The organism is Bythopirellula superficialaquae, from assembly GCF_059632245.1.
This window is the reverse complement of the sequence record NZ_CP197426.1, coordinates 260767-287451: the sequence shown is the minus strand read 5'-3', so window position 1 is coordinate 287451 and position 26685 is coordinate 260767. Positions and strand designations below refer to the sequence as shown.

The following is a 26685-nucleotide window of genomic DNA, read 5'->3' as shown; positions in this document are numbered from 1 at the left end:
CGCTCCGAAGGTATTCGTTTTTCGAGGTTCTCATGCGACTCACTTTGCGCACGTTGTTGGCTTACATGGACGATATTCTCGATCCGGCCGATCACGAAGACTTGGGCAAGAAGATCGAGGCGAGCGAATTTGCCGCCGAGTTGATCCATCGTTCTCGTGATACCGTAAGGCGGTTGCGCTTGGGGGCGCCGGAAGTCTTTGCCGGCGAAGATGATGACGTGCTGAATCCCGATCCGGCTTCCGATGCCAACACGGTTGCCGAGTATCTGGACAATACACTCCCCCCCGAACACGTTGCTGAGTTCGAGCGCGTTTGCCTCGATACGGGAATGGTCGCCGACATGCACCTCGCCGAGGTGACTTCATGCCATCATGTTTTAACGATGGTGCTGGGCGAACCGGCGGAGATCGATCCGCAAGTTCGTAGGCGAATGTACGAATTGCCCCAGACCGTGGAGGGCGGTGAGAAGCTGCGTATCGAACCGGCTCATCCCCCGGTTGCAAATCCAACTCCTGAAGCTGCACCAGCTCCGGATGCTCCCCAAGTTGCCGCGCCCGCGACTGTTGTTGCGGTCGCACCTGCCCCCCCGGCGGGAGTGCTTCCCGATTATTTGCGCGTGGCGGCTCATAGTCGTCGGCGTGGACGGCGTTGGGCAACGGCCGCAGTCTTGGCCGTGTTGGGTGGACTCACCGCCTATGTGTTGTCGGGTTCGTTTGTCGAACCCGAGACACCGAGTTTCATTGCCGATGCCGAACCAGAAAAAATTGAAGATCTGACCGACATTCAAATCGGCGCGGAAACCGCTGATACAAAACCTGAAGAATCGGCGGCCGGGTCCGACGAAACCGACGCTGCTGACGATGCAACGAACACGGCACCTCCGTTCGTACCCGAAGACACCGCCGTTGCGGCACCAGAGGATCAAGCTCCCGCTGTTGCTGAGCCCAGCTTGGAAACTCCAGCCGCTGCGACGGAAGCTGTGGAAACGACAGCTCCTACGGTAGGTTCAGAACCTACGACGGAAACACCTGTCGCTGAACCTGAAACAATGATTCCCACGGAAACATCAGTTGCTACGGCGAATGCTCCACCGACCACGACTGTTCCCTTGCCACCTCAGGACACCGAGCCTCAGGAAACATCTATCTCAGATGGACGGCCTCCGGTACTTGATCCTAACGAGCTCATTGAATCGGCGACAACTCAGTCGATGCCTGATGAGTCGCTGGACATTGATGCTCAAGACGAAGTCCCAGCCGAGCCTCAGGGGCCAGCGCAATTAGGCACCTACCGCGGTGTAGACGATGTTTTGCTCCGCTTTCTTCCCGAAACTGAGCAATGGCTCAGATTTCCACCGCAGGCCGTCATTACAGTGGGGGACACGTTGCTCACGCTGCCTAAGTACCGTTCGCACGTTGTGTTGGGCAACATCAACGCTTATCTGGCAGGTGGTACGCAGCTTACACTTCCTGAACAGATCGTTACGGAGGAAGGGAACGAGCCACTGGTCATTGATATGAACTATGGTCGATTGATTTTGAATGCCGATGCCGGGGCACGCGATATCAAGTTGAACGTGGGCGGCACGACTCATGAAGTTCGCTTACAGAAAGCTGCGAGTTTGGCGGTGGAAGTTCGTCGCTTGTTTCTGCCAGGAACCGATTATGAAAAGGCACCCGCCGCGGTGGAGATCAATTGGTATCTTGCTAGTGGCTCGGCCGTATGGATTGGTGCAAACAGCGCACAAGAATCAATCCAGGCTCCTTCGGCTTGGAAATCTGTTAATGGCGCAGACACGGTTCCCGAAGCGATTGCGACTTTGCCGACTTGGATCGAGAAAGAATCAGTCTCCAGCTTGGAACGCAGTGCCAGCAATGTGCTTAATCAGCAGCTTGTGCCCGGACAACCGGTTGAGTTGAGCATCGCTGAATTGACAGATACTCCAAATCGCGAAAACCGTCGCATGGCTTCGGAAGCGAGTTTGTATGTGGGCGAATTTGAACCATTTATCAAGTCCCTCAACGATAGCGACCAACGCATCGTTTGGCGACCGCACATTGCAGCGATGCGGCAAGCCATCGCTCAGGATCCGCAGTTGGCGATCAAGCTGCACGAGGACTTTATCAACGTACGTGGCCCCGAAGCGGGGGAAGATCTGTACGCGATGCTCCGCGGCTTTACGCCCGAGCAGATTGGCCTGACCCGCGACGAGCTCAAGCAGGGCGTGCTGCTGGATTTAATTCGTTGGCTGGAAGACGAAAACTTGGATTATCGTGTGCTTGCGATTTACAATTTGGACGAGCTCAAGGGAACGACGGATTACAAAGGCTATCGTCCTGATGCGATTCCACGTAGTCGCCAAATCGCGGTGGAAAAAATTCGTCGTGAAATTGCCGACGATGAATTTTTGCCGTTGCCGTAAGAGCGTAAACCCGCGAGTGACGGGGATCTCATTCAACTTTTCAAGGGCTTCGGAGAGAAGTCCAGCGAGCGAAGAACGCGTCAAAGAGCACTTCCGTTGCCTTTTTTTTATTCAGAATTTGGCGGACTTTCTGCAATAGAACTTGCGGCGTATAGGGCTTCTGGATGAAGGCGACCTCGGAATCGATCAATCCGTGTCGTACAACCGCGTCATCGGTGTAGCCACTCATGTAGAGCACTTTCACGTCGGATGAGTTAGTCTTCAGTTGCCGGACCAGTTCGGGGCCGCCAACGTTCGGCATCACAACATCTGTAAGAATCAGGTCGAGTGGTCCGCGGTGTGATTCTAGGATTCTCAGGGCGTCCTTGCCGTCCGTCGCTGTCAGCACCTCGTAGCCCTGCATCTTCAGGCACCTTAGTGCTAGGCCCCTGACTCCCTCGTCGTCCTCGACGAGCAAAATCGTCTCGGGCCCCCCGCTACCGAAAGGCGAATCCATGTCACTTTTCGCGGAGACTTGTTCGGACACGGCGGGGAGATAAATCTTGAATGTGGTCCCCCCACCCGGCTCGCTGGTGACTTCGATGCTCCCGCCGCTTTGCTGAACGATCCCGAACACCATGGCCAAACCCAATCCGGTCCCCTTGCCGACTTCCTTGGTCGTATAGAAGGGTTCGAAGATCCGAGCCAAAATCTCAAGCGTCATGCCGCAGCCGGTGTCGCTTAGCGCCAGCATCACGTGGTGGCCCAGCTTGCAGTCTGGATGCGCGGCAACGTACTCGTCGCTGAACTGCACGTTGCGCGTTTCGATCGTCAACTTGCCACCCTGGGGCATGGCGTCGCGGGCGTTCACGGCCAAATTCATCATGACTTGATCCAGTTGGCCTGGGTCTACCTTAACCTGACTGAGTCGGGGATCGAGCACCGTTGTAAACAGGATGTCTTCCCCGATCAGTCGGCGATGCATTTTGCCGTTCTCGGTGATGAGGGCATTCAAGTCGATTACCTGGGGTTGCAGCAGCGACTGGCGGCTGAAGCCAAGCAACTGCCGGGTGAGTGCGGTGGCTCGCTCGCCAGCTTCACTGATCCTCACCATTAATTCCCGAAGTTCGGGATCAAGATCGGGCATTTCGAGCAGAAGTTCGCTATACCCCGAGATGATGGTCAACAGGTTATTGAAGTCGTGCGCCACGCCGCCCGCGAGCCTGCCAACGGCCTCCATCTTCTGCGCCTGTCGGAACTGATCTTCGAGGCGACGGCGCTCTGTAATATCGGTCTGCACTCCAACGAAGTGCGTCAATTGTCCCGCTGCACCCAAAACAGGGGTAATCGCCAATTGGTTCCAGAACGACTGACCGTCCTTGCGATAGTTCAGGATTTCCACCGAGCAACTTCGTGCCTCAGCAATCGCAACGGCAACTTAATTGCCTAACTCCACCTGTGGCCTAGCAAATCAGGGAACACGTTTGGAACCGCGACGTTCTATCGCGCGCGTCTGCGACGCGCTGCGACTTGCGGCTAACGATTTACACCCGTTGGAACACCAGCGTCGCGTTTGTACCGCCGAAGCCGAAACTGTTGGATAGCACGCAATCCATTTTCGCGTTGTCGATCCGTTTGCGAACGATGGGCATGTCGGCCATCTCGGGATCGAGATTTTGGATGTTGGCCGACTCGCAAATGAAGTTGTTCTGCATCATCAGTAGCGTGTAGATCGCTTCTTGCACTCCTGCCGCACCCAGCGAATGGCCGGTCAGAGATTTCGTGGCTGAGATCGGCGGGCACTTGTCGCCGAACACTTCGCGCAAGGCGCCGATTTCCTTGAGATCGCCCACGGGTGTGGAAGTCGCATGCGGATTGATGTAGTCGACCGGGCCATCCACGCCTTCGAGTGCCATCCGCATGCAGCGGACGGCCCCTTCACCCGAGGGCTCGACCATGCTGAAACCGTCGGAGGTAGCACCGTAGCCGACAATCTCGGCGAGGATGTTCGCACCGCGGGCTTTCGCGTGTTCGAGTTCTTCCAAAATCAAAATGCCGCCGCCGCCAGAAATGACAAAGCCGTCGCGGTCGACGTCGTAAGCACGTGACGCAATCGCCGGCGTGTCGTTGTACTTGGAAGACATCGCGCCCATGCCGTCGAACAACACCGAGAGGGTCCAATCAAGCTCTTCACCGCCGCCGGTGACCATGACGTCTTGCTTGCCCCATTGAATCAACTCCGCGGCATTGCCGATGCAATGCGAGGACGTGGCACAGGCGGAGCTAATCGAATAGTTCCAGCCACGAATTCCATAGTGCGTTGATAACACCGCCGAGCAGGTGCTGGACATGGCCTTGGGCACAACGGTGGGGCGGACTTTCTTGGCACCCTTCTCCCGGGTGATGTCGGCGCATTGGACGATTACGCGCGTCGAGGGGCCACCCGAACCGACGATCAAGCCCGTGCGATCATTCTTGAGATCTTTCTCTTCGAGACCCGCAATGCGGACGGCTTCTTCCATGGCCAAAAAGGTGTAAGCCGCGGCGTCTCCCATGAAGCGTCGGGTCTTGGCATCGATCGCTGCTTCCAAGTCCAGCTTCACACTGCCTTCGACTTGGCTACGAAAACCATATTGCGCGTATTGAGGCGCGGCAACGATGCCGCTCTTGGCTGCTCGCAACGAGGCAGTAACCTCGTCGGCATTGTTGCCAATGCTCGAAATGATTCCTAATCCGGTGACAACGACGCGCCGTTTCATACTTTGCCTTCAATTTTTCTGGTCGAGACTCATGCCGTCCGCCAATCGATCCTAGCGTGCCAACTCATCCTAGTGTGCTGGGCGATCATAGCGTGTTAGGTATGTCTTCAAACAATCCCACCCGCAGACCCCGTGCTTCGTATATTGGTTTGCCATCGACTTTCATAATTCCGTCGGCGATGCCCAGGACCAAGCGGCGGGTAATCACGCGCTTCATCTCAACGTGGTAGGAGACAATTTTTGCATCGGGAAGCACCATGCCTGTGAACTTCACATCCCCCACGCCCAGTGCGCGGCCCTTGCCCTTGTTGCCCTGCCAGCCCAAATGAAATCCGACCAGCTGCCACATGGCATCCAGACCCAAGCAGCCCGGCATCACGGGATCGCCTTCGAAATGGCATTGGAAAAACCACAAGTCGGGATTGATATCGAGCTCCGCTTCGATGTGCCCCAGGCCGCTTTCTCCGCCATCGCGGGTGATCGAAGTGATCCGATCGAACATCAGCATCGGAGGGAGCGGCAAACGCGCGAAGTCGTCGCCGAATACACGACCATGGCCATGTTCGACGAGTTCTTCACGGCTGTATTTTGAGCGACGGTTGGGGAGGTCTGACATAATCACGATTCCGAATACTTGCGACAGAAAAGTTATGATCGCCTAGGAAGGCGTTGGCGACAAGCCACGATCACGATTCGGGCGAACCAAAAACGCCTACCGGGTAGATAATTCATGAACCAAATCGACGAGAAATCTCACGTTATCAACCGGGGTTTGCGGCATCACGCCGTGCCCCAAATTAAAAATGTGCCCAGGCCGCCCCTCGGCAGCTGCCAAAACTTCCTGGGAACGAGCACGAATTGTGTCGCGATCAGCTAGCAGCACAAGTGGGTCCAGATTTCCTTGGACGGCCCGATCGGTACCGACGCGCTGCCAGGCATCGGCCAGCCCGATCCGCCAATCGATGCCAATCACATCCCCCCCGGCTTCGGCCATCAACTCCAACAACGCGGGGTTGCCGGTGGCGAAATGAATTACGGGTGCCCCCGGAAGAATCCCGTCCACGATGGACCGCACATGCGGCAGGACAAAGGTTCGGTAATCGGCGGGCCCCAAACAGCCCACCCAACTATCGAACAGTTGCACGGCTTGTGCGCCAGCGCTGATTTGTGCGTTCAAGTAAAGCACGATGGAGCGCGACAAGCGCTGCATCAATTCGTGCCATGCCGACGGCTCACGGTACATCAGTGTCTTGGTGTGCAAAAAGCTGCGGCTCGATCCCCCTTCAATCGCGTAGCTGGCCAGAGTAAAAGGTGCCCCCGCGAAACCAATCACGGGAATCCCTTCGGGCAAATCGCGGCGCGTTTGGGCGACCGTATCGATGACGAAGCTCAAGGCATCGACGTTCTCAAGTTCAAGCACTCGATCGACGTCGTGCGCTTCACGCACGGGGTTATCAATCTTCGGTCCATCGCCCGGCAGGAACTCCAAGTCCATTCCCATCGGTTCCAAGATTGGCAATAAATCAGAAAAGATAATCGCGGCATCGACCCCCAATTTTTCCACCGCCGTACACATGACCTCGCTGCAGAGCTGAGGATTCTTGCATAATTCAAGAAAGCTCATTTGCTCGCGGACTGCGCGGTACTCCGCCATGTAACGACCCGCTTGGCGCATCAACCAAATCGGTGTGTAGGGCACGGGCTCACGACGACAGGCTTTCATGAAGGGGCTGTTGTACCAAGCGGGCGGTTTGCCCGAGAGCGCGGGGGCAACTTGAGCTGCGATCCGCTCGGCGACTCGGCGTTTGCGCTTCACGAGTTCTTCGGCAACTTGTGATAGCTCGCTCACCAATTGGCCCATCTTGCCGTGACTCGGTTCAAAGTCGACGGGGAGTCCTAACTTGCGGAGCATCTCGCTGGTGGTGGGTCCAATGGAAGCGACAACCACACGACGCATCCCATCGCGAAATTGTTCCGCCACGCCGAGTTGCTCGGCGACTTGCAACAGATGCACAACTTGCTGAGCTGAAGTAAACAGACAAGCATCGACATTGCCGGCGACGATTTGGCGAATGTTCTCCGACAGCGGTTCAATGTCTTCGGGCAATTCCCAGCGATAGACTTGCACGGAAACAACCTTCGCGCCACGGGCTTCGAGTCCCGCGATGAGACTGACGTTAGGAACGCCATATTCCTGAACGGCCACGACTTGATTCGCGACCGGCAAATGCGCGTCGAACGTTTCGAGCACTTCCCGCCAGGTGTTGGGCTCTGGAACTTGCAGCGTCGGCGTGATACCCAACTCGCGCATCACGGCCAGCGGCTTAGGACCGCGGACGACTGTTTTCACATCGGCCAAGGCATCGAGGAATCGCTGCTGATCGACGTGGCGATCCAAATGCTCGAGCATTTGACGGATTCCCACGCCGGTGAGGAATAGCACGATGTCGACTTGGCCGGTGATTAAATGGTTGGCAAAATCAACGACGGGGCGATGCTCTGCGATCGCGACTTCCCGCAGCGAGGGGCTGACCAATGCGACGCCGCCGAGCTTTTCGATCATCCGCTGCATTTCGACGGCGCGGCGACTTTCGAGCGAGACAATGCGTAAGCCTGAGAAATTCGTGACGGCTTGAGTACTCATCGCATGACCCGTATGGCAATTCCGATCGAGTACCACGACGGCAAGGAACTCGTAATGAATTTGCAAAAAAGGGAGTTGATTGTTTTCTACTGTTCGGCCAGAAATCGACGGCACGATCAGCGTTGTTTGTTGGGTCCTAGTGTAACACTTTACGACACGAGAGTGAAGTTACAGACCCTCTGCCTGCGTTTTCTCGACACACTTTAACAAAGACTTGTCAAGCGAAAGCGGCCACAACTTATCGTGGTTTGAGAAAAAGATTAACGCGTAAAATACTTCCTTGACATTTGCCTTGAACTTCGCAAAATTGCCTCCTGGGGAACAGAGAAGTTGATGAGTGATTGCATTCAACTGAATAGCATCGCACGCTGTTCATCTCGTTAGCTTGATTTGGTACGCATTTCGCAACACGCCAGCAGTTCATCGCTGCTCTTGAGACGTTAGCGAAATGGCTTGGGCAGGTTTCATCGGGCGGCTCGGTATGGTTTTAGCAAACTTGGGAGCGTCACAACGCACTTGAGTTGGTTTACCGGTACGCTTTTTCCAAGGAACAACATTCACGAAAACATTGTGATCCGACGTATTCACGCGTCTTATGTTCACTAAGATTTGCTGGAAATCCGGGGGGCGGCGATCGACTGGAGCGACAGTCGGCGAGCTTTTGTTCGCGATTCGGAGGTCCCTCCCGATGTTTTCAACTTGGCATGGATGCTAGAACAAGGGTTTCGAGTGAAAGCTCGAAACCCTTGTTCTTTTTCTGAGCCGAATGTCCATCGCATGACTCGTTGTTTATTAGCTCTCGGTGCGAATTTGGGTGATCGCGCGGCAACTCTCGCTCACGCCGTGCAATTGATCGCCGGATTGCCACACACGCAGCTTCTCACCAGAAGTTCTTGGTATGAAACAGCGCCCGTGGGGGGACCAGCCGAGCAGCCTGCATTTCTCAACGGCGCGGTTCTGGTTGATACAAGCCTTGAACCGCAAAAACTGGCACGCTTGCTGCGCGATCTCGAAACACAATTGGGCCGCACGCGACACCAACGCTGGGATGCCCGCACGATTGATATCGATATCTGTTTGATGGGCGAACGTGTGATTAATGAACCGAATTTGCAGATTCCTCATCCGCGGATGGAGTTTCGCAGCTTCGTACTGGCACCCGCCGCGGAGATTGCTGGCGAAATGGTTCATCCCCGCACTGGCTGGACGATTGCCGCCTTATTTGAACACTGGCAAACCAAGCCCCGCAAAGTCGGCGTATTTTCTCGCGAACCACAACATGCCGAGTGGCTCAGCCAAGAACTTTCCCAACGGCTCAAGCCAGAAGGTCGTGACCAAGGCGGCCCGGCGGCGATAGAATTGGTGTCTGCTTCCGAGCAGCCGACGATGCTCATTGCCCTCGACGATCCCGGCCCACGGCAAGGACCCGTCGTGCCGATCAGCACGCAAGATCGCGAACTGATCCTGCATGAATCGTTGGCCGCCATCCATGCAGCTTGGCCTCATTGAACTAACAAAATAAACCGTGACGACGAAACTCCAACACAAAATGCAGATCGTGACCACCATTGCAGAGATTCGTCGCGCCGTGATCGATGCCCAACGCGCGGGCGAGACGGTGGGATTCGTTCCGACCATGGGGGCGCTCCACGAAGGCCATCTCAGTTTGGTCGACGCCTCGCAAGCGCAGTGCGACCGCACGGTTGTGAGTATCTTTGTGAATCCCACGCAGTTTGGCCCAACCGAAGATAAAGACCGCTATCCGCGCACCTTGGAAAAAGATTGCGAAATGCTCGCCGCGCGCGGCTGTTGGTTGGTCTTCGCTCCCACGGCCGCGGAAGTTTATCCGCCAGGGCACGAAACGTTCGTCGAAGTGGGATCAGTTGCTCAGCCGCTCGAAGGGGAGATTCGTCCCGGCCATTTTCGCGGCGTGGCGACCGTGGTGCTCAAGCTGTTTCAAATGATCCCCGCCGACCGCGCGTTCTTTGGCCGCAAGGATTATCAGCAAGCTTTGGTCGTAGAAAAGATGATTGCGGATTTCAATTTACCGATTGAGCTCATCGTCTGCCCCACGGTCCGCGAAGCTGATGGCCTCGCGATGAGCTCACGCAACGCCTACTTAAATCCCGCCGAACGCCAACAAGCCGGCACGCTCTGGAAATCGCTCCAGCTCGCAGAGACTCTCTACAAGCAAGGCGAATCAAGTGCCGCGAAAATTTCCGCTTCGATGCGCGCCTGCCTCAACGACGCGGGGATCACGCAAATCGACTACATCGCCTTCGTGAAACCAGGAACCGTGCAAGCCGTCGAAACGCTTGCTGGCCCCACGGTGATCGCCCTCGCGACGCGAGTTGGTCAAGCGCGATTGATTGATAATTGCTCGATTGGGTAAGCCTGTGGCCGAACTCTGTGAGGTCGGACTTTACGCTGCACTAAGTGTTGAGAGTTTAGTGTGTGATATCGGGAATGGTCGATGAAATGATCAATGAGAAAGTTAGTGATGTCGTCGTCTTGCAACTGTTGATACCAATAGCATTTCCGCTTGGAATATACGCATTTTACTGCTTCTTTACAGCTATGCGCCATCGCAAGCCGAGCCATCCCTATTTTCAGAGTATTTATGCTCCAGCTTCCGAATTCACTGAGGTGGGAGCAAAATACCAAAAAAGATATTTCTTCTGTTTGAAAGTTTTATTTGCGATTCTTGTTATTCCAATCATTCTTAAAATCGTTCGCTTGATATAGCCGGGTAGCACAGACACGACATCCGCAAATCGGACCGACGACGCTAAAACTCAACCGGATTCGTGTCGGTGTGCGCAGCACAAGACGTTTTCGGCACGAATCACTTCTTGTCGCAAGCGACACTGATACTTGTCCTGCAAAGCCTTTCGGTATTCAGCAAGTTCTCAGGACGAAGTATCAGTGCTACCCTCGAAATTCTATGCGGCCAAAAATCTCCAAGATTTGGCCACCTCAATTGGTTAAAATACACGCTCGCCACAAAGGCGTGTGTTCTTTGATAATTAGATCCGTAGAGTCCACTTTTGAAGCGCGTTAACTCCTACGTTTTGTCCAAAAGTCGACTCCTTTTGGAACGTGCCAATTTCGCAATCGCTTGAACGATCAACACTTGCGACATGACCGAGTGACAAAACCCAAGAGTTTCGTCACAAAAGTTGGGACCCCAGCGCACGCGCGAAAAATCGAGCTTTGCGTGCCAGGGGGCTGCAAACCAAGCAAAGCTGGCCAACCTGGCCAAGCTCAGCGGGTGGCATACCCTCTGTCCCCTCATACTAATTCGTGCTATTCGTCCAATTCGTGGTTCCCCTCTGTGAACTCTGTGTCTCCGTGGTGTAATACATTCACCCCTGCCAAAAATCGACGTTGAACGGCTACCTGGAATCGCGATAATGGTGTCCTCGCGAAAGCAGTCGCGCTGCTAGCAACCCTAGAAGATGGTGCCGAGATTATGCGTTCTGAATTGTTCCGTATTCCCCTTGAAATGGCCGGCGTGCCGCTGTTTGGGTTCGGCGTTGTGCTGGTGCTGTGGATCATCGGCTGCCTTGGGGGGATGGTGTTTCTCTCCAAACGAGCCGGTGAAACTTCGTGGAAAGAATTGCTCCCCGGGTTGGTGATTGGCAGCATCGCCATCGTGCTGCTCCCGCGATTCTTTCCCGAGGGGCTGCCCATTCGTGGCTATGGCTTGATGGTCTTGTGCGGAGTCATTTCCGGAATCCTGCTGGCGATGCACCGCGCGCAACAAGTGGGGCTGCCCACCGACGCAATTCTCTCGCTCGCGTTCAGCCTCTTGCTGTCGGGAATCATTGGTGCGCGTTTGTTCTATGTCATCGAATATTGGGACACGCGATTTAAGTCCGACAGCTTCAGCGAAACGCTACTCAACGTTTTGAAGTTCACCGAAGGGGGGCTCGTTGTTTATGGAGCTTTCCTCGGCGCGGCCGCGGCCGTGGTGTGGTTTGTGTGGCGGCATAAGCTGCCGCTGCTGGCGATGGCGGACTTGCTCGCGCCGAGCTTTTTGATCGGCCTCGCCTTTGGCCGGATTGGCTGCTTCATGAATGGCTGTTGTTACGGCGGGGAATGCGATCTGCCCTGGGCTGTGACTTTTCCCCGCGAGAGTTTGCCGTACATGGAACAACTCGATGCGGGCCGGTTTGGCGAAGGCATGACGCTCGACTCGGCTGCTCTCCCCGCCCGGAGTTTGCCCGTTCACCCCACGCAGCTGTATAGCGCGATCGACGCCGGCCTATTGTGCTGGTTTTTATGGTCGTACTACCCGTTCCGCCGCCGCGACGGCGAAGTGACGGCCTGGATGCTAATCTTGCACCCAATTTCCAGGTTTCTGCTGGAAGTCATCCGGGTGGACGAATCGGCTGTTTTTGGGACGGGTCTGAGTATTTCGCAGAACTTCAGCATCGTGTTCTTCGTACTGGCTTTAGCTGGCTGGGGTTTGCTGCTGCGGCAGCAGCCCCACCGGGCGACATTCGCGAGTTATTCCGCATAGGCGTGCGCGAATAACTTCTTGCAGTGAGGCAACTTGCCAAGAAATCGGAGAATTTTCTCAGATTCTTCGCAAGACGATCAGCGTAGCGGTAACTCTCTCTGTGAACGATAAAACGACTCGTTATGGGCTCGTCCCAACCCACGATTGATTGGCAGCAAGCGCTGTCTGAGCATCGTCGCTGGCTCGCGACGGTCCTGCGTGCGCGTGGGGTGGAATTGCAGGCCCTTGATGAAGTTTTGCAGGAGGTTCAGTTCGCGGCGGTGAAGCATGCGGACCGTTTGCGCGATCCGCAAAAACTGGCCCCTTGGTTGTATCGCGTGGCGGTGACTTGTGCGTTGCAACATCGTCGCCGGTTGGGTCGTGGTCGTCGTTTGATTGAACGCTATGCCGCCGAACAAGCGGATCAGTTATCCGAAACAGAACCCGACCCCCTGGATTGGCTGCTGGCCGACGAACAACGACGGATCGTACGAACAGCCGTGAAGACACTTCCCGCGCGTGATGCGGAACTTTTGTTACTGAAATACACCGAAGATTGGAGTTATCGACAACTGGCCGAGCACTTGGGGGTAACCGTCAGCACGGTCGAAGCCCGGCTGCATCGGGCTCGCCATAAAATGCGGCAAGCCTTATCGCAACTCGCGCCGGAAATCGTTCCGCAGTAGTGTTTGAATACATAGTTTTTGAATATGACCGATCACGATGACAACTTGATTTTTGATCGCCTGGCCGATGGCGAGCTATCGCTTGCCGAGCGGCAGGAACTGTTGTCGTCCTTGGACAATCGAACCGATGGCTGGCGGCGTTGTGCGCTGGCCTTGTTGGAAGCTCAAACTTGGCGAAGCGAATTCCAATCGTTCGTCAAAAACGATGCACTTCCCACGGTCGTGCGGGTTGAAGCGACAGCGCCCACGTCGCTCCCCGCACGACCCATGAAGTGGCTCAACAGCAGCATGGCGATGGCGGCCAGCGCTTTCCTGGCGTTTGGGATCGGTTGGAATATGAACGGCCCCCAAGAGCTCGTCAATTTGACCAGCCACTCTGTGAATAGCCAAGCGTCCAACAATAAAATCGTCGCCCTCAATCCTGAAGATTCAGGGCCAGAAGATTCGCGGGACGTCGTCACGCTGCTTGTTAGAGACTCACAAGGACAACACCAGCGCGTTCGTTTGCCACTCATGGACGCCGGTGATCTCGGCAACGAATGGGCCCAGCTTGGCCCGCAAGTTCCCGCCGAAGTACGTGCTGGCTTGCAAAACCAAGGTTACGACGTTCACAGCAAACAACGCTTTGCCCCCTTGTTCTTCGAGCAAGGCAAAGAAGTTGTGCCGATGGTCGTGCCGGTGAACGACACCTACGTTGTTCCCGTGAACCGGCCCGTTTACTGATTCGTATGCGATTGAGCTTTCTTTGTTTTTCATCAAGTTTTATACCAATGAACACATTCCCTCGACGAATGAACCTAAATGGAGGACTCTTATCATGAAACGTAATAAATCACCTTGGGATATTATGGTCGTCGCCTTGATGGCGGCGGTTGCGGGCGTGGGATTGCAATCACACCAATTTGCCTTTGCACAAGAACAAGAAGAGCTCGAAGGGCCCATCGTTCAGATTGGACCTGAGAAAGGCAACGAGGCAACTCCCGTCACCGATCAAGATCCTGCTGCTCCTCAGGAAACTTCCTATTGGATTGGTCTGCGTGGCCGTGGCGTGGAAGACCCCGTGTTGCGGACCCAGCTTCAATTGGCCGAAGACATGGGCATCGTGATTGAAGACATCGTTCCCAAGAGCCCCGCCGAAAAAGCGGGCCTGCGTAAACACGACATTATCCTGCGTGCCAACGACGACGTCGTCGATTCGATGGAAACTTTGCAACAGCACGTGCAGACGGGACAAGACAAGCCGCTCGAACTTCAGCTCTTGCGTTTGGGCAAAGAAATCACAATTACGGTTACACCCGAACAACGGCCTGCTGATTATCAACAGCAAGTTGGAGTTGGGAATGAATTCGGTCTGCCCGGCCAAGAGATGCTCGGCGGCGACGTCGGTCGCTTGCTGCAACAACTCCAAGGGGGTGCAGGTCTTCCTGGCATGCGTGTCATCGGCCCCGGCATGGTGCTTGGCAATCGTGATTTTGACGTGAATGCCGTTCCCAATGGCATCTCGGTTTCGATCGCTCGCAACGGCGAGGGCCCTGCACAGATCACCGTCAAAAAGGGTGATCAAACCTGGACCGTCAACAGCGACGATGAAAAAGCGTTGGCCGACCTTCCCGAAGATGTTCGCGGATTTGTCAGCGGCATGCTGAACGGTCAGGGTGGAATCAACGTAGGGAACCTAGATCTCGAAGGCCAATTGCGTCATGCAATTCCCAGACACCTTGGCAACATCCCCGGCATGGGCGATTTCCAGGGTCAAGAGGATGAGTTGGCCAAGCGTATGCAGGAAATGGAAAAGCAACTCGATCAGTTGCGTCAACGGCTTGATGAAGAAGCCAAAGCCGCGGAATGAAGTTAACGAATTGATGTCTCCCCCGATAACCGGCCGGATGGTGAGCGGAGCTTGCCACCCGGTCGGTTTCATTTGATGGGTTAGGCTTTTAGCTATCTGCGGCTGTGGCCATCTGTGAGCGGCGCAACTGCCCGCAAGCGGCGTCGATTCGATCTCCCTTGCGATGACGAAAGCGCACGCGAATACCCCCTGCTTCGAGAATCCGGCGAAATTGTTGCTGGCTTTCACTCGTGGGCGTGCCATACGGCAACCCGGCCACGGGATTGTAGGGGATTACATTGAGCAGGGCTTCGCGACCGGCGAGCAATTGGACGAGCTCGCGTGCATGGCTGGCATGGTCGTTGATGTCGGCGAGCAGGACGTATTCGAAGGTCAGCCTTCGCCCCGAAACGGCAAAATAATTATCCGCCGCGGCGAGAATGGCTTTGAGGCCGATGTTCTTGTTCACGGGGACAAGCTCGTTGCGAAGTTCATCGTTCGGCGCGTGCAGCGAGATGGCCAATCGATAGGTCGCCTCTTCGCGGCTCAATCGCTCCAAGGGTTTTGGCAATCCGACGGTTGAAATCGTGATCCGCCGGGCGCTGATGTCCAGACCGTCTTCGCGATTGGCTTCAGCGAGCGCGGGCAAGAGTCCGTCGAGATTCGCCAGCGGTTCACCCATCCCCATAACCACGATATGGCTTAAGCGCTCTTCGGGGCCCAAGAGCTGTTGCAATCGCAACATCTGCTCAATAATTTCACCGGTCGTGAGATTGCGGTCCACGCCATCTAAACCACTCGCACAAAAGACGCAACCCATGCCGCATCCAACTTGCGTGCTGATGCAAATCGTGCGGCGGACTTCATCCCGCAACAGCACGCACTCGATCTGGCCGCCGTCGGCCAATTTCAAAAGCAGTTTTTCGGTACCGTCCTCGGCTTGGGTATGACGAACAATCTCGCTGGTCCAGAATTGCCACTCCTGCTGCAGTTGCTCGCGGAGCAATTTGGGCAGATCGCTCATTTCGGCCCAATCGGTAGCCCGACGTTTGAACAGCCAATTGCGCACTTGCGCGACACGAAACTTGGGAAGCTTGTGATCGGCGCACCAAGCTGCGAACTCATCCCCCAAGCAGTTCAACAAAGAGGGCAAAGCAGGCTTAACGGGCGTAATGATCGGCAGTTGCACGACAAGCTTTCGTTACTGGGCCCCGACGCCCAAGAGCGCCGGCAAGGTGGTGCAAACGTAATACGCCCGGGGCACGGCGAGATCGAAAATCCCTTTCAGATCGAGCGACACTCCTTGTGACGTCGGTGCCTTCATACTCAAGAGCGAACTGAACGTGGCCGGCTGCTCGTACTTCACGCAGCGAACGTCAGCCGTGTTTTTACCCGCCAACTCGGCAGCACGTTCGATGGCTTCTTCGATAAAGCCGATTTTGTCCACGAGTCCTAACTCCAACGCTTGTGTGGCCGTGAAAATCTGGCCTGTGGTCGCTTTGGCAAGCTTCTCGGGATCTGCCTTCAATTTAGGACGGCCATTCGTGACAATCTCCTTGAATCGCTCGAAGCTGATGTTCACCAAATCCTGCAACAGCTTGCGCTCTTCGGCACGATCGGCACTGGAAAGCTCGCGCGTGGGGCTCCCCATGAGTTTGTATTTGTGGCTGGCGATCGAATCGTCTTTCACCTGATAGTCGGCCAGCAAGCCCGAGAGATCGTAATGAGGGATCACGACACCGATGGAACCGGTCCACGTCGTTGGCTCGGCGAAGATGACGTTCTCATGATTTCCCGCCGCCATGGCGATGTAATAGCCGCCACTGGCACAGATGCTGCCCATACTCACCACCACGGGCAAATCACGGTCTTCGATCAATTCTTGCACGTGGTGATAGATATAGTCGCTCCCCGTGACCGTGCCGCCGGGGGAATCGATCCGCAACACAACGGCTACCACGTTGTCGTCTTCGCGCACGCGATCCAATTGCTTTTTGGCAAAGCCATCGCTTTCGATGATCGTCCCCGAGATATCGACCACGACGATTTTGTCCGAGGCAGTCTTGCTAAGCGAGTGATACTTCTCTTGGGGGCCGTCGGCCGAGCTGAAATAACTTTCGTAAGCCGCCGACATGCCAATGATCGTCATGATGGCTAGGCCCAGCAGCACCAACAGCAGCTTGCCATAGCGGCCAAAGGCGGTCTGCTGTTGCTGCACAATGATCTGTGGCGGGGGATTTTGCGTGGGGGAAGATGACGTTTCTGACATGTTTCAATCCATCGAGAAAGGACAGGACGCACGCTGCTGGCAAGGCAAGAAGTTTGCTCGCTCGACAACCATGCCGTGCAACTGCGGTTTTTCCCATTCTACTACCAGGGGACCGCGAGACAACGATCTCTTCCCCGCGTGGTGTTGCCAGTGGGCCCCCATTGCCGTTAAAGTACCCTATCAAAAGTTGAATCAAGCGACGGGGATTCTCCCCGGAAAGGAGTGGGCGGTTTGTTCGTCAGCGCTGCAGCAGAATGTTTTTCTGATTATCCTCGGGATGAAATTCTTCCCCTGTTGGTCGATTTGGAGTTTACTTCGGTCGAATTGCCACTTCACGAAGAAGGGTTCAGCTGGATGAAGCCCTCGAGCGTGCTAGCAGACTTCGATCACGCCTCGGAAGTTTGCCGCGACACGAGCCGGCTCGTGATCAGCGCCTTCTCGGTCGATCCAGGCCCTTGGGGGGGACCGTACTACGAACGCTTCGCCGCCTGTTGCAAGTTAGCCAAGTCTCTGCGGGTGGTTCCGCTGGTGGTTCCCGCGGCGGAACTGGGAACCCCTTTCAACGAAGAAATCGAACGCCTGCGCGAACTGGTCAAGATTGCAGCGCGAGAAGGTTGTCTGGTAGCGCTCAAGACGCAAATCGGCTGCATGACCGAAGACCCCGATACGGCCGTCGTGCTCTGCGACAACGTCAAGGGTTTGGGACTCGCGCTCGATCCGTCGCACTACATCGCCGGTCCACGCCAGGGGCGCGACTTTTCCAAAGTCATGTCCTACGTGTTTCATGTTCATTTGCGTGATTCAACGAAGAGCCAACTGCACGTCCGTGTGGGCCAAGGCGAAGTCGACTACGGACGGCTGATCACGCAACTCCAACAGGTTGGCTACGACCGGGCCCTGTCGATTCATATGACTCCCATTGCTGGCCACGACCACCGTGCCGAAATGCGCAAAATGCGGCTGCTGCTCGATAGTTTGCTGTAGGCACGCCGGCCAAGCGAAACTTTTCTGCGGCGCGAGTGTATCATTCTGTAGAGATCGTTCGCTTCCCGGAGAAGTCGATTGGCCATCAGCGATTCCACTGCCGCGCGCTATACCGCCGAAGATCCTGACGTACGCTTGATGCTGCGCGTTCAGCAGGATGATGCCGGCGCGTTTGAAGAGTTGATGCTGCGTTATCAGAATCGCGTGGCCTCGCTGATGACCCACCTGGTGGGGAAACGCGATCTGGCGGAAGATTTGACGCAAGATATTTTCATGCGAGTCTACCGCTCGCGGAAACGATACACGCCAGGCTCGAAGTTTTCGACTTGGCTGTACACGATCGCCCATAATGTCGCTTCAAATTCACGCCGATCACTCTCGCGCCGTCGCGAGGTGAATCTCGTGGGGCAGGAATCGGGCGAGTTCAGCGGCAACCCCATCGATCACACAGCCCTGGCGGCAAGTGGTTTGATGCCCACGAGACAACTTGATAAGGCGGAATTGAGCAGTGTCGTGCAAGTGGCCATCGCCGCACTGAACGAGCGACAGCGCATGGCCGTGCTGCTCAACAAGTTTGAACACTTAGGTTATGAAGAAATTGCCGAGGTGATGGAGCTTACCCCACAGGCCGTGAAATCGCTGCTCTCCCGAGCGCGTGCCAATTTACGCGAGGTCCTCGAACCTTATTTGCAACAAGGCATCAAGATCACCCCCGCGGCATCTTCTGACAAATCATGAGCAACACCCCCACGAACGACGATCGCCGCCTGGAACAGATGGTGGCTTATCTCGACGGCGAACTCTCGCCCGTCGAGATGTCGCTCGTGGAACGCCAGCTTGCTGAAGACGCTGAATTTCGCGCGGAACTGCAAAGCATCGAACGTGCGTGGTCGGCTTTGGATGTTCTGCCCATCACTAAAGTCGACGACAAATTCTCGCAGACCACCATGGAAATGGTCGTGGGAGCGGCGCGGCAGGAGATCGTTGAAAAAACGCGGGCCCTGCCCATTCGTCGTCGCAACAATGTTCTTGGCAAAGTTTTGCTGGTCGCAACCGCGGCGACACTCGCGCTGCTGATGGTGCGACTTGTTCGCGAGAATCCTAATCGTGTTTTGCTCGCGGACCTGCCGACGATCCAATATATGGACGTTTACTCGCAGATCCGTAGCGCTGACTTTTTGCGCAAGCTGCACGACGAAATGGGTGACCATGTTTGGATGGCCGATTTGCCCGCGGCTGACCTGGAAGCCCAAATGGCTGATTTCCAAGCTGTCTCTGCAACCCAGTCTCGCCGTGATTGGGTCGAGCAACTCGATGATGAAGATCGGGCTGCTTTGCGTGCTCGCTACAACAGATTCCTGGCCATGTCGCCGCAAGAACAATCCCACCTACGCGAATTGAACACTTCCGTTGCTACCGCAACGAATCGCGACGAACTTGCGCATGTGTTGTTGCAATATCAAGCTTGGCTAAACACCCTCCCCGCGAGCCGTCAATTTGAGCTACGCAATAAACCTGTTGATGAAGCCATTCAAGAGATCGTTACCGAACAACGTCGTGAAGCCAATAACCAATGGCTTGATCTATCACCTGAGGAATTTCGACGTTTGGAGCGAGTCTTCTCTTCAATCCGAGAACAGTTAATACCTCGAACACCGCCCCAGAGACCTGGACCACAAGGACCAGGACAATTTGATGGTCTTCCTAGCCGAGATCGTGGCTCGCGGCTAGTTTTCCAGCTTCGGCAAGAGGTGATGGACCATCGCGACGAATGGCTTCCTCAGATTGTGAACTCGTTGTCGGAACAGAATCGGGCCAAGTTTGAGCAGTTTACTCCGGCACAACAAAATCAACAAATCGCCCGTTGGGTGATGCAAAATCGTCGGCGTGATGAAAGTCGGGGTGATCCCAAGTTTCTCAACGAAGTTTCCCAGCAGGAACTCGAACGCCTGTTTGTCGAAGAGACCGACGCGGCGACCAAAGAACAATTGCTGGCTATGCCGCTCGACAAAATGAAGCAGCAACTCAAGGGATTGTTTTTTCGCGGTGAGTTGCCGGTGAAATTCCCACCGAACGCAAGCCCATTCGGCCCACCGCGTGGGCGGGGACGTGGTTTTGGCCCCCCACCGGATCGATTTGACGAGCCGCGAGGACCACGTGGATTTGGACCTCCACCCGGTGAACATCCCGACGACGGCCCCCCTGGCCCACCCCCACCAGAGGAAGCTTTCAGGCCCGAGCCGACTCGTTAGCTCCGCTCAGAAACTCGCGGCTGCTTCATGAGTGTCGAGATCAGCAGACATCTCGAATAAAGCTGCTTCGTAGAGCGCCTGCGCTTCGCGCTGCAAGGCGTCGACGTCAATCTTGTCGTCCAAACGCACTTGAAAGATCTCCACGCTCTCTTCGACGGACCGTTTACACTCAGTGGCAAGAACGATGAGATCGTCGATACCCAAATCAAAGCGCGTTTTTAACAACGGCAACAGAAGGCGCATGTGGGGGCTATCAGAAGTCCACAAAACCTCGGCCAACAAATTCGCAGTTTTCAGCACGTGACTGAGAGGCTGAGCGTCAACGGGGGCTTTATGGTGATGGCCGACGGCTTCAATCAACTCACTGGGAAGCTTCCAATACTCCATCAATTGCGTGCCGACTTCCACGTGAGTGAAGCCGAAGAGTTCTCGCTCTTTGGCAAGCTGTGTGACGATGTGATCGTCGGCGTCACATACGGCCAGATATTTTTCTGTTTCTAACTGAGCCAGCACCAACATCCCCAGGTCGGCCAACAAACCAGCGGCAAAGGCCGCTTCGGGACTGACCGCGGGATCGGCCTTGCGTTCGGCCAATTTTCGCGCGGCCACGGCCAAAGTGATCGACCGCCGCCAATACTGTTGATGGATCGCCTTGGGGCAACCTTGCGACAAGGCTTTTGTTAAACCGAAGCCAAGCACGGTGAGTCGCAAGGAGCGCCGACCCAAATAGGCGATGGCTCGTTGAATTTCAGTAACCTTGTTGGGCAAACTGTAGTACGACGAATTGACAAGTCGCAACACGGCAGCCGTCAACGACGGATCGTGTTCCAGGCAAGCCGTCACCTCGCTGGCATCGTATTCGGGATCTCGCGTGATCTCGAGGACTCTCAAGGCTACGGCGGGTGAAGAATGGAGCTTTTCCAGCCTGCGCAAAAGTTGCTCGATTGATACCGATGAATCGCTGTCGCTGTTGGGCACGGATAACGTCTCTAGGAGTTTGGAGTGACTTTCCCAGCCGCAACTTAAACATAGCTCACAGCTATTTGCGGCGTTCCGAACGGAAATAGTCGGGAAATTGCCGCCTTCTCGCCGATCTAACACTTGTCTGGACAACTGTTGTTCCAACACCTACGATGCTGTTATGACGACCCAACGCGATCGCAGCACCCGCCGAGCGGTGAATTTCGATTCCCTGGAACAGGAAGCGTTTCTCAACGTCTGGCGAACGTATGACCGGCTCCGCGCGCTCGAGGACGAGCTTTTCAGCGAATTCGATTTGACCCCTCAGCAGTACAACGTGCTGCGGTTGTTACAAACCCAATATCCCGACGGTTATCAAACGCTGCAACTTGCCTCACAGCTGGTATCGCGAGCACCGGATATCACGCGCATGATCGACCGACTCGCCGAACGTGGGTTGGTCGAGCGACTGCGACGCGAGGAGAATCGCCGCGTCGTGGAAGTGCGGGCCACAGAATCGGGCCTGGCACTCCTTGGCCAGATCGCCGAGCGACTGCATGAGTGCCATTCGCAACAATTGGGGCATATGTCAGCGGCGGACCTTAAGCTGCTTTGTAGCTTGCTGCGCAAGGCTCGCGGCCCGCATGAATCGGCAGACAGTCATTGGAAGTAATTTGGTGGAGGCCTATCGATGGTGGCAACAATTTCCAGTAATCCCGATGTGATCGTCATTGGCGGCGGACCTGCCGGTTCCACGGCCGCGACACTCATCGCCCAAAAAGGTTATCGCGTTGAACTGTTCGAGCGCGAACACTTCCCACGGTTTCATATCGGGGAATCGCTCATTCCGGAAACCTATTGGGTGCTCGAACGCCTGAACATGCTCCCCAAATTGCGGGCCAGCCACTTCGTCCACAAACACAGCGTGCAGTTTGTGAACGCGAACGGCAAGCAATCGGCTCCGTTTTATTTTTACGACAACAAGCCGCACGAATGTTCGCAAACCTGGCAGGTGGTGCGGAGCGAATTCGATCAAATGCTGCTCTGCAATGCCCGTGAGCATGGTGTGTCGGCCCATGAAGGTGTTCGTGTGCGGGATGTGATTCTCGAAGGGGAACGCGCGGTCGGCGTGGTAATTCAACTCGAAGATGGAACAACACAAGAAGTTCGCGCCAAAGTCGTCGTCGATGCCAGCGGGCAAAGCGGCCTGTTGATGAACAAGTTCAAATTGCGAATCTGGGACCCCGTGCTCAACAAGGGAGCCGTTTGGACCTATTGGCAAGGCGCTTATCGAGACACCGGCAAGAATGAAGGGGCAACGAGCGTCTTACAGCTCGAGAATCGCCAAGGTTGGTTTTGGTACATCCCTCTGCACGACAACCGCGTCAGCGTCGGCGTAGTGGCACCCTTCGACTATATGTTTGCTGGCCGATCCGACCATGAGCAGATTTATCATGAAGAAGTGGAAAAGTGTGCCGCAGTGAAGCAACGCATCGCAGGCGCCGAGCGGATCACCGGCTACTTCGCTACGCGTGATTATTCGTATCGTGCGAAAGAAGTCGCCGGCGAGGGGTGGGTCTTGATCGGAGATGCCTTTGGATTTCTCGATCCGCTGTATTCCTCCGGCGTATTACTTGCGTTGAAATCGGGCGAGATGGCCGCCGATGCCATTACCGAGGGACTTGCGAAGGGTGACACATCGGCCGCACAGCTCGGCCAATGGGGCCCGACCTTGAACGAAGGGATCGACCGTATGCGTCGCCTCGTTTGTGAATACTACAACGGCTTCAGCTTCGGCAACTTTATGCGCGAGTATCCCGACATGCGCGGCACAGTGACGGACCTGCTGATCGGTGACCTCTTCACCGACAAAGTCGATAAAGTCTGGGAACCGATGGAGTCGATGTATCCCAACGAAAAAAGAGAGCCGGCTTCCTGGAGTGATGGAACTCCCCAGGAAGCGGCTCTCACTAAGCACAACGAGTTACACTTACCGACCGGACCGCGCGTGTAATTTCTTACGTGAGCGATTAGGCTACGGCAGGGTCTTTGCCGTCGATCCAAGGACCTTCGAGCTTTTGGTAATCAGGGTCGACCAAGGTACTGCCTTTATCGCCACCCTTCCAACCGGCAATGTGATGAGGCTTGCCACGTTCGTGGGAAAGCTTCTCCCATTGCCGAGACCAATCCGCATTGCCATCGCTGATGGTGTTGGTCTTGGAATCGAAGTGGAAAACCTTGCCTTCGCGGTAGCTGCGTGACCCCAAATTGACGGTCACAATCGCGGCGGCTCCCAGGTCGGGCGGGCAGTTCACTTTGTCTGGTGTGCCATTCATGCAACACTCGACAAAATTCTTTTGGTGGTCATAAGTGCTATCGGCCACTTTGCCAACGTCGACCCGCTTATTCTTGATCTTGCTATTCAACGTGACTTGCGGCCGCTCGGCGACAAAGTCGAACCCGTCGAATTCTTCGCCGTTACCGAACACAAGCGAGCCAAAGTGCCCACGAATGAGCTGCTTGATTGGCGTATCGGCACACGACATTGTCGCCGTGATGAGACCCTGAACGCCCTCATCGTAATCGGCAACAACGGTGGCCACGTCGGGAACGTCGCGTCCGTCGTATTCCAAGAAAATACCGCCTGCACCGACAACACGGCGCGGGAAACGCAAGCCCGTGGCCTTGAGCATCGACGTGGTGCGATGGACAAACAGATCGGTGTACATGCCGGAGCCAAACGGCCAGAACCGACGCCACTGGGCGTAGATGGCACGATCGAAAGGCATGTCAGGAGCAAGACCTTCTTCGGTGCCGAGCCACGCTTTCCAATTGATCGTCTTGGGGGTCATTTCTTTTTCGAGCGGATAGTATCGCCATTGCCCTACGTTCGAGTTGCGGAAGAACTCGGTTTGGAACATCAACACTTTACCAAGATCGCCGCTGCAAAGCATTTCGTTGGCCTGGGCCCAAACGGGTAGCGCCGTCGATTGCACGCCGACCTGCATGACTTTGCCGGTATCTTTCCAAGCTTTCACAACGTCGAAGGCTTCCTCGATCGTGTGCGTCATCGGCTTTTCGCAATAGACATGCTTACCGGCATTGAGCGCGTCGATCGTCTGCTTGGCATGCCAGTGGTCAGGCGTACCAATACAAACCGCGTCGATATCCTTATCAGCGAGCAGGTCGCGATAGTCATCATAACGCTTGGGCTCGGTGCCGGTTTCATTCTTAATCATGTTGAATGCGTTGTCGGCATTCTTAACGTAAACGTCGTTAACCGCGACAAGCTCGATGGGCAAGCCATCTTTGCGAAGGCGGCACAAGGGACCAACGTGCCCCGAAAGGCCGCGTCCACCAGGACCGATGAAACCAATGCGCAGGCGCTCGTTGGCGCCGACGGCCTCAGCGGGTGCGGGGGCCGCGATCACGCTGGCCGCGCTCACCATGGCGGCGGTTGTCGCACCGGTGCGAATGAATTGTCGCCGGGTTACATTTTCGTCTTGAGTCATAGAAAAACTTTCTCCATGGAAAAAGTGGATTAAGCCACCACGAACCCCCGGAAAGCGCGGCGGCAAGGGAAGAATACGGGAAGGATTAGCGACACGATTCTCGCACGAATGGCAAGCAGGTCGCGTCAATTTGATTCTAGCAAATCACCCCCAAAATGAAATTGGCGGTGCGGAAAAAGTACCTTTTGCGGCTTGCCAAGCCATGGAAGATTTCGCTGGTTTCGCCTACAGATTGACAAAACCAAAGTGGTAAAAACCCACAGACTGGAGTGGGTCTCCCGGCAAAGTATCGTTGATGGCGCTGGCAATACTGCTACGGAGCGTGTTGAGCGAGGGTTCTTGAATTTCTCGCATTTTCATTTGCCGCACGACCATCAACAGGCGGTTTTGCAGGTCGGGGCCGTTTTTTTCCAGCGTTTCTTTGATGAGCTTCAGATCGCGGTTCGCCACTTGGCCGAACGCACGGAAATGAATTTCGGCACGTTTACGCTCGGTATATGGGCCGGGGAGCGTAATGCGGAATTCACCCAAATCGACCTCGACCAGGCGCGCTCGCACCGCGACGGCACGACGGGCATCGACCAACGCCTTCGCATCGTAGCAACCCGTCAGGCCGACACTATGCAAAGCAACGAAAATCACGGCAAGCAATCCCCCCTGCCGCAGGCAACTGAGCCCCTCAGAAATTGATTGAACGATCTTCATGTGATTAGAAACAAATAGCCAAAGTCGACGCAGTTATAACCGGCAAATCAGGAAAAAGCCTGCAATATTGTGCAAGCGCACCGCGTCCCAGAAAAACTATAGGTTGGTTTTCGTGGCGAGGGGTGACCTATGATTTTTAAGAGAAATATCACTTAACGTCGCTTCCAACACGACTTCGATCTCATGAAAACGATCGCCCCACCACAACCAAGTTGGCACGCCTGCCAATTGATTATCGCCATCCTCTTGGCGCTGGTGGTCATTTTGATTGCGGGGTGTACGGAAGTCGAGAAACAGAAATTCGATTCCTATCTCGATGAGCTCGACGTTGACGCATCGCTGGATTCGGCCGAAGAAGTTGCTTTAGGGACTTACAATATTGCCAGTGCGCTGCCGCGACCTGAAACACATTCGATCGCTGATGAAGAAGAGGAAGACGAAACCGAGCCGCTCTGGGTGCAAGTTCACTTCGAGCTATACGCAATCGTCGCCCCCGAAGATAAAAAGGCCGTGTTGGCGGCCTGCGAACGTCATCGCGGCATGCTTGACGACACCGTGGTGACGATCTGCCGGGAAGCATCGAAGGATGAACTCGACGACAGCCGCTGGGCAACGCTCAAGTCGCGAATCATCGACGCGATCCGGCCAATTTTAGGTGACGACCGCATTCGTCAATTGTCATTCGTCGACTTTGGTTGGGAGCCTATTTGACATGAAGCGATCACAACCTCATTTGATCAAAGCCATTGCCCTGCTGCTGGTTGCTATTTCCTCGCCGGTTTTAACAACCAAGACCTATGCGTCAGCGCAAGCGGAGGAAGCTCCACAGGAGACCAAAAAATCCAGCAGTGATATTGAGGTCACTCTCAAATTGGATTTGGGCACGATTCAACTGATGAATCTTGAACCGACGCAAGGCCGCACGGCTCACATGTCGTTCGACATGCACTTGGTTTTCGATCCCAAGACCGACCCCAAAACGATTAAAGAATTGGAAAAGTGGCAGCACCGCTTGCGCGAGCAGGTGATCGTCGCCGTGCGCGCGACCGAGATCTATGACTTTTTGGATCCTGAATTGACTCGCTTCCGCAAGCAAATTCTTTATCGCATCAATCGGATGCTCAAGGACCCGATTGTTACCGATGCCCTTTTCGCGAATTTTACATTTTCCAGCCAGTAG

Annotated in this window: 24 protein-coding genes; 15 read left to right on the top strand and 9 right to left on the bottom strand. The window is 55.3% G+C overall.

Annotated features, from left to right (window positions below; translation table 11 throughout):
* Positions 1-32: 32 nt before the first annotated feature.
* Positions 33-2423 (top strand): hypothetical protein, encoded by a 2391-nt coding sequence (locus SH678x_RS01245; RefSeq protein WP_496921063.1) that lies wholly within the window; start codon positions 33-35, stop codon positions 2421-2423.
* A 40-nt stretch (positions 2424-2463) separates the two neighbouring features.
* On the opposite strand, the gene SH678x_RS01240 is transcribed toward SH678x_RS01245, so the two are convergent.
* The 4 genes from SH678x_RS01240 to hemE form a co-directional block, all read right to left on the bottom strand.
* A complete protein-coding gene (locus SH678x_RS01240) occupies positions 2464-3828 on the bottom strand; it encodes an ATP-binding protein (protein ID WP_496923104.1) in 1365 nt (454 codons plus the stop codon).
* A 118-nt stretch (positions 3829-3946) separates the two neighbouring features.
* Positions 3947-5161, bottom strand: a complete 1215-nt coding sequence (fabB, locus tag SH678x_RS01235; protein WP_496921062.1) for a beta-ketoacyl-ACP synthase I — start codon at positions 5159-5161, stop codon at positions 3947-3949.
* A gap of 85 nt (positions 5162-5246) precedes the next feature.
* Entirely contained in the window at positions 5247-5777 is a 531-nt protein-coding gene (fabA, locus tag SH678x_RS01230; protein ID WP_496921061.1) for a bifunctional 3-hydroxydecanoyl-ACP dehydratase/trans-2-decenoyl-ACP isomerase, read from the bottom strand.
* Between the two features lie 96 nt (positions 5778-5873).
* Positions 5874-7805, bottom strand: a complete 1932-nt coding sequence (gene hemE, locus SH678x_RS01225) for a uroporphyrinogen decarboxylase (protein ID WP_496921060.1) — start codon at positions 7803-7805, stop codon at positions 5874-5876.
* 777 nt (positions 7806-8582) lie between these two features.
* Here hemE and folK point away from each other — a divergent pair.
* The 7 genes from folK (at position 8583) to SH678x_RS01190 (ending at position 14844) form a co-directional block, all read left to right on the top strand.
* The gene (folK, locus tag SH678x_RS01220) at positions 8583-9314 is read left to right on the top strand and encodes a 2-amino-4-hydroxy-6-hydroxymethyldihydropteridine diphosphokinase (RefSeq protein ID WP_496921059.1); all 732 of its coding nucleotides are present in this window, start codon (positions 8583-8585) and stop codon (positions 9312-9314) included.
* Between the two features lie 16 nt (positions 9315-9330).
* Complete coding sequence (panC, locus tag SH678x_RS01215) at positions 9331-10197, top strand: pantoate--beta-alanine ligase (protein WP_496921058.1); 867 nt, start codon at positions 9331-9333, stop codon at positions 10195-10197.
* Between the two features lie 74 nt (positions 10198-10271).
* Complete coding sequence (locus SH678x_RS01210; RefSeq protein WP_496921057.1) at positions 10272-10550, top strand: hypothetical protein; 279 nt, start codon at positions 10272-10274, stop codon at positions 10548-10550.
* A 727-nt stretch (positions 10551-11277) separates the two neighbouring features.
* Positions 11278-12330: a prolipoprotein diacylglyceryl transferase gene (lgt, locus tag SH678x_RS01205; RefSeq protein WP_496921056.1), complete on the top strand. Its 1053-nt coding sequence runs from the start codon at positions 11278-11280 to the stop codon at positions 12328-12330.
* 122 nt (positions 12331-12452) lie between these two features.
* A complete protein-coding gene (locus tag SH678x_RS01200; RefSeq protein ID WP_496921055.1) occupies positions 12453-12995 on the top strand; it encodes an RNA polymerase sigma factor in 543 nt (180 codons plus the stop codon).
* A gap of 24 nt (positions 12996-13019) precedes the next feature.
* Entirely contained in the window at positions 13020-13718 is a 699-nt protein-coding gene (locus tag SH678x_RS01195) for a hypothetical protein (RefSeq protein ID WP_496921054.1), read from the top strand.
* Positions 13719-13812: 94 nt separating this feature from the next.
* Positions 13813-14844, top strand: coding sequence for a PDZ domain-containing protein (locus SH678x_RS01190; RefSeq protein ID WP_496921053.1), 1032 nt, complete (start codon positions 13813-13815; stop codon positions 14842-14844).
* A gap of 88 nt (positions 14845-14932) precedes the next feature.
* Here the strand turns inward: SH678x_RS01190 and rlmN are convergent, their stop codons facing one another.
* Entirely contained in the window at positions 14933-16012 is a 1080-nt protein-coding gene (rlmN, locus tag SH678x_RS01185) for a dual-specificity RNA methyltransferase RlmN (protein WP_496921052.1), read from the bottom strand.
* Positions 16013-16024: 12 nt separating this feature from the next.
* Positions 16025-17092, bottom strand: a complete 1068-nt coding sequence (sppA, locus tag SH678x_RS01180) for a signal peptide peptidase SppA (RefSeq protein WP_496921051.1) — start codon at positions 17090-17092, stop codon at positions 16025-16027.
* A gap of 231 nt (positions 17093-17323) precedes the next feature.
* Here sppA and SH678x_RS01175 point away from each other — a divergent pair, with 231 nt between their 5' ends.
* The 3 genes from SH678x_RS01175 (at position 17324) to SH678x_RS01165 (ending at position 20328) form a co-directional block, all read left to right on the top strand.
* The gene (locus tag SH678x_RS01175) at positions 17324-18076 is read left to right on the top strand and encodes a sugar phosphate isomerase/epimerase family protein (protein WP_496921050.1); all 753 of its coding nucleotides are present in this window, start codon (positions 17324-17326) and stop codon (positions 18074-18076) included.
* Positions 18077-18154: 78 nt separating this feature from the next.
* Entirely contained in the window at positions 18155-18814 is a 660-nt protein-coding gene (locus SH678x_RS01170) for an RNA polymerase sigma factor (RefSeq protein ID WP_496921049.1), read from the top strand.
* Positions 18811-20328, top strand: a complete 1518-nt coding sequence (locus SH678x_RS01165) for an anti-sigma factor (RefSeq protein WP_496921048.1) — start codon at positions 18811-18813, stop codon at positions 20326-20328. Before SH678x_RS01170 ends, SH678x_RS01165 begins: the two co-directional genes overlap by 4 nt.
* Before the next feature lie 6 nt (positions 20329-20334).
* Here SH678x_RS01165 and SH678x_RS01160 read toward each other — a convergent pair whose 3' ends face one another.
* Complete coding sequence (locus SH678x_RS01160) at positions 20335-21306, bottom strand: HDOD domain-containing protein (protein WP_496921047.1); 972 nt, start codon at positions 21304-21306, stop codon at positions 20335-20337.
* Positions 21307-21469: 163 nt separating this feature from the next.
* On the opposite strand from SH678x_RS01160, the gene SH678x_RS01155 reads away from it, so the two are divergent.
* Entirely contained in the window at positions 21470-21961 is a 492-nt protein-coding gene (locus SH678x_RS01155; protein WP_496921046.1) for a MarR family winged helix-turn-helix transcriptional regulator, read from the top strand.
* A gap of 18 nt (positions 21962-21979) precedes the next feature.
* On the top strand, positions 21980-23302 hold the full coding sequence (locus SH678x_RS01150) for an NAD(P)/FAD-dependent oxidoreductase (protein ID WP_496921045.1): 1323 nt from the start codon (positions 21980-21982) through the stop codon (positions 23300-23302).
* 16 nt (positions 23303-23318) lie between these two features.
* Here the strand turns inward: SH678x_RS01150 and SH678x_RS01145 are convergent, their stop codons facing one another.
* Together SH678x_RS01145 and SH678x_RS01140 are read right to left on the bottom strand one after the other, a co-directional pair.
* Positions 23319-24800 (bottom strand): Gfo/Idh/MocA family protein, encoded by a 1482-nt coding sequence (locus SH678x_RS01145; protein WP_496921044.1) that lies wholly within the window; start codon positions 24798-24800, stop codon positions 23319-23321.
* Between the two features lie 225 nt (positions 24801-25025).
* Positions 25026-25505, bottom strand: a complete 480-nt coding sequence (locus SH678x_RS01140; protein ID WP_496921043.1) for a hypothetical protein — start codon at positions 25503-25505, stop codon at positions 25026-25028.
* 183 nt (positions 25506-25688) lie between these two features.
* Here SH678x_RS01140 and SH678x_RS01135 point away from each other — a divergent pair, with 183 nt between their 5' ends.
* Both SH678x_RS01135 and SH678x_RS01130 read left to right on the top strand, forming a co-directional pair.
* Positions 25689-26216, top strand: coding sequence for a hypothetical protein (locus SH678x_RS01135; protein WP_496921042.1), 528 nt, complete (start codon positions 25689-25691; stop codon positions 26214-26216).
* A gap of 1 nt (position 26217) precedes the next feature.
* The gene (locus SH678x_RS01130; RefSeq protein ID WP_496921041.1) at positions 26218-26685 is read left to right on the top strand and encodes a flagellar basal body-associated FliL family protein; all 468 of its coding nucleotides are present in this window, start codon (positions 26218-26220) and stop codon (positions 26683-26685) included.

Bases quoted from the DNA above. Each gene is read 5' to 3' on its own strand.
- SH678x_RS01245 (WP_496921063.1), top strand. From the start codon at position 33: ATGCGACTCACTTTGCGCACGTTGTTGGCTTACATGGACGATATTCTC.
- fabB (WP_496921062.1), bottom strand. From the start codon at position 5,161: ATGAAACGGCGCGTCGTTGTCACCGGATTAGGAATCATTTCGAGCATT.
- fabA (WP_496921061.1), bottom strand. From the start codon at position 5,777: ATGTCAGACCTCCCCAACCGTCGCTCAAAATACAGCCGTGAAGAACTC.
- hemE (WP_496921060.1), bottom strand. From the start codon at position 7,805: ATGAGTACTCAAGCCGTCACGAATTTCTCAGGCTTACGCATTGTCTCG.
- folK (WP_496921059.1), top strand. From the start codon at position 8,583: ATGACTCGTTGTTTATTAGCTCTCGGTGCGAATTTGGGTGATCGCGCG.
- SH678x_RS01210 (WP_496921057.1), top strand. From the start codon at position 10,272: ATGGTCGATGAAATGATCAATGAGAAAGTTAGTGATGTCGTCGTCTTG.
- lgt (WP_496921056.1), top strand. From the start codon at position 11,278: ATGCGTTCTGAATTGTTCCGTATTCCCCTTGAAATGGCCGGCGTGCCG.
- SH678x_RS01200 (WP_496921055.1), top strand. From the start codon at position 12,453: ATGGGCTCGTCCCAACCCACGATTGATTGGCAGCAAGCGCTGTCTGAG.
- SH678x_RS01195 (WP_496921054.1), top strand. From the start codon at position 13,020: ATGACCGATCACGATGACAACTTGATTTTTGATCGCCTGGCCGATGGC.
- SH678x_RS01190 (WP_496921053.1), top strand. From the start codon at position 13,813: ATGAAACGTAATAAATCACCTTGGGATATTATGGTCGTCGCCTTGATG.
- sppA (WP_496921051.1), bottom strand. From the start codon at position 17,092: ATGTCAGAAACGTCATCTTCCCCCACGCAAAATCCCCCGCCACAGATC.
- SH678x_RS01165 (WP_496921048.1), top strand. From the start codon at position 18,811: ATGAGCAACACCCCCACGAACGACGATCGCCGCCTGGAACAGATGGTG.
- SH678x_RS01155 (WP_496921046.1), top strand. From the start codon at position 21,470: ATGACGACCCAACGCGATCGCAGCACCCGCCGAGCGGTGAATTTCGAT.
- SH678x_RS01150 (WP_496921045.1), top strand. From the start codon at position 21,980: ATGGTGGCAACAATTTCCAGTAATCCCGATGTGATCGTCATTGGCGGC.
- SH678x_RS01145 (WP_496921044.1), bottom strand. From the start codon at position 24,800: ATGACTCAAGACGAAAATGTAACCCGGCGACAATTCATTCGCACCGGT.
- SH678x_RS01140 (WP_496921043.1), bottom strand. From the start codon at position 25,505: ATGAAGATCGTTCAATCAATTTCTGAGGGGCTCAGTTGCCTGCGGCAG.
- SH678x_RS01135 (WP_496921042.1), top strand. From the start codon at position 25,689: ATGAAAACGATCGCCCCACCACAACCAAGTTGGCACGCCTGCCAATTG.
- SH678x_RS01130 (WP_496921041.1), top strand. From the start codon at position 26,218: ATGAAGCGATCACAACCTCATTTGATCAAAGCCATTGCCCTGCTGCTG.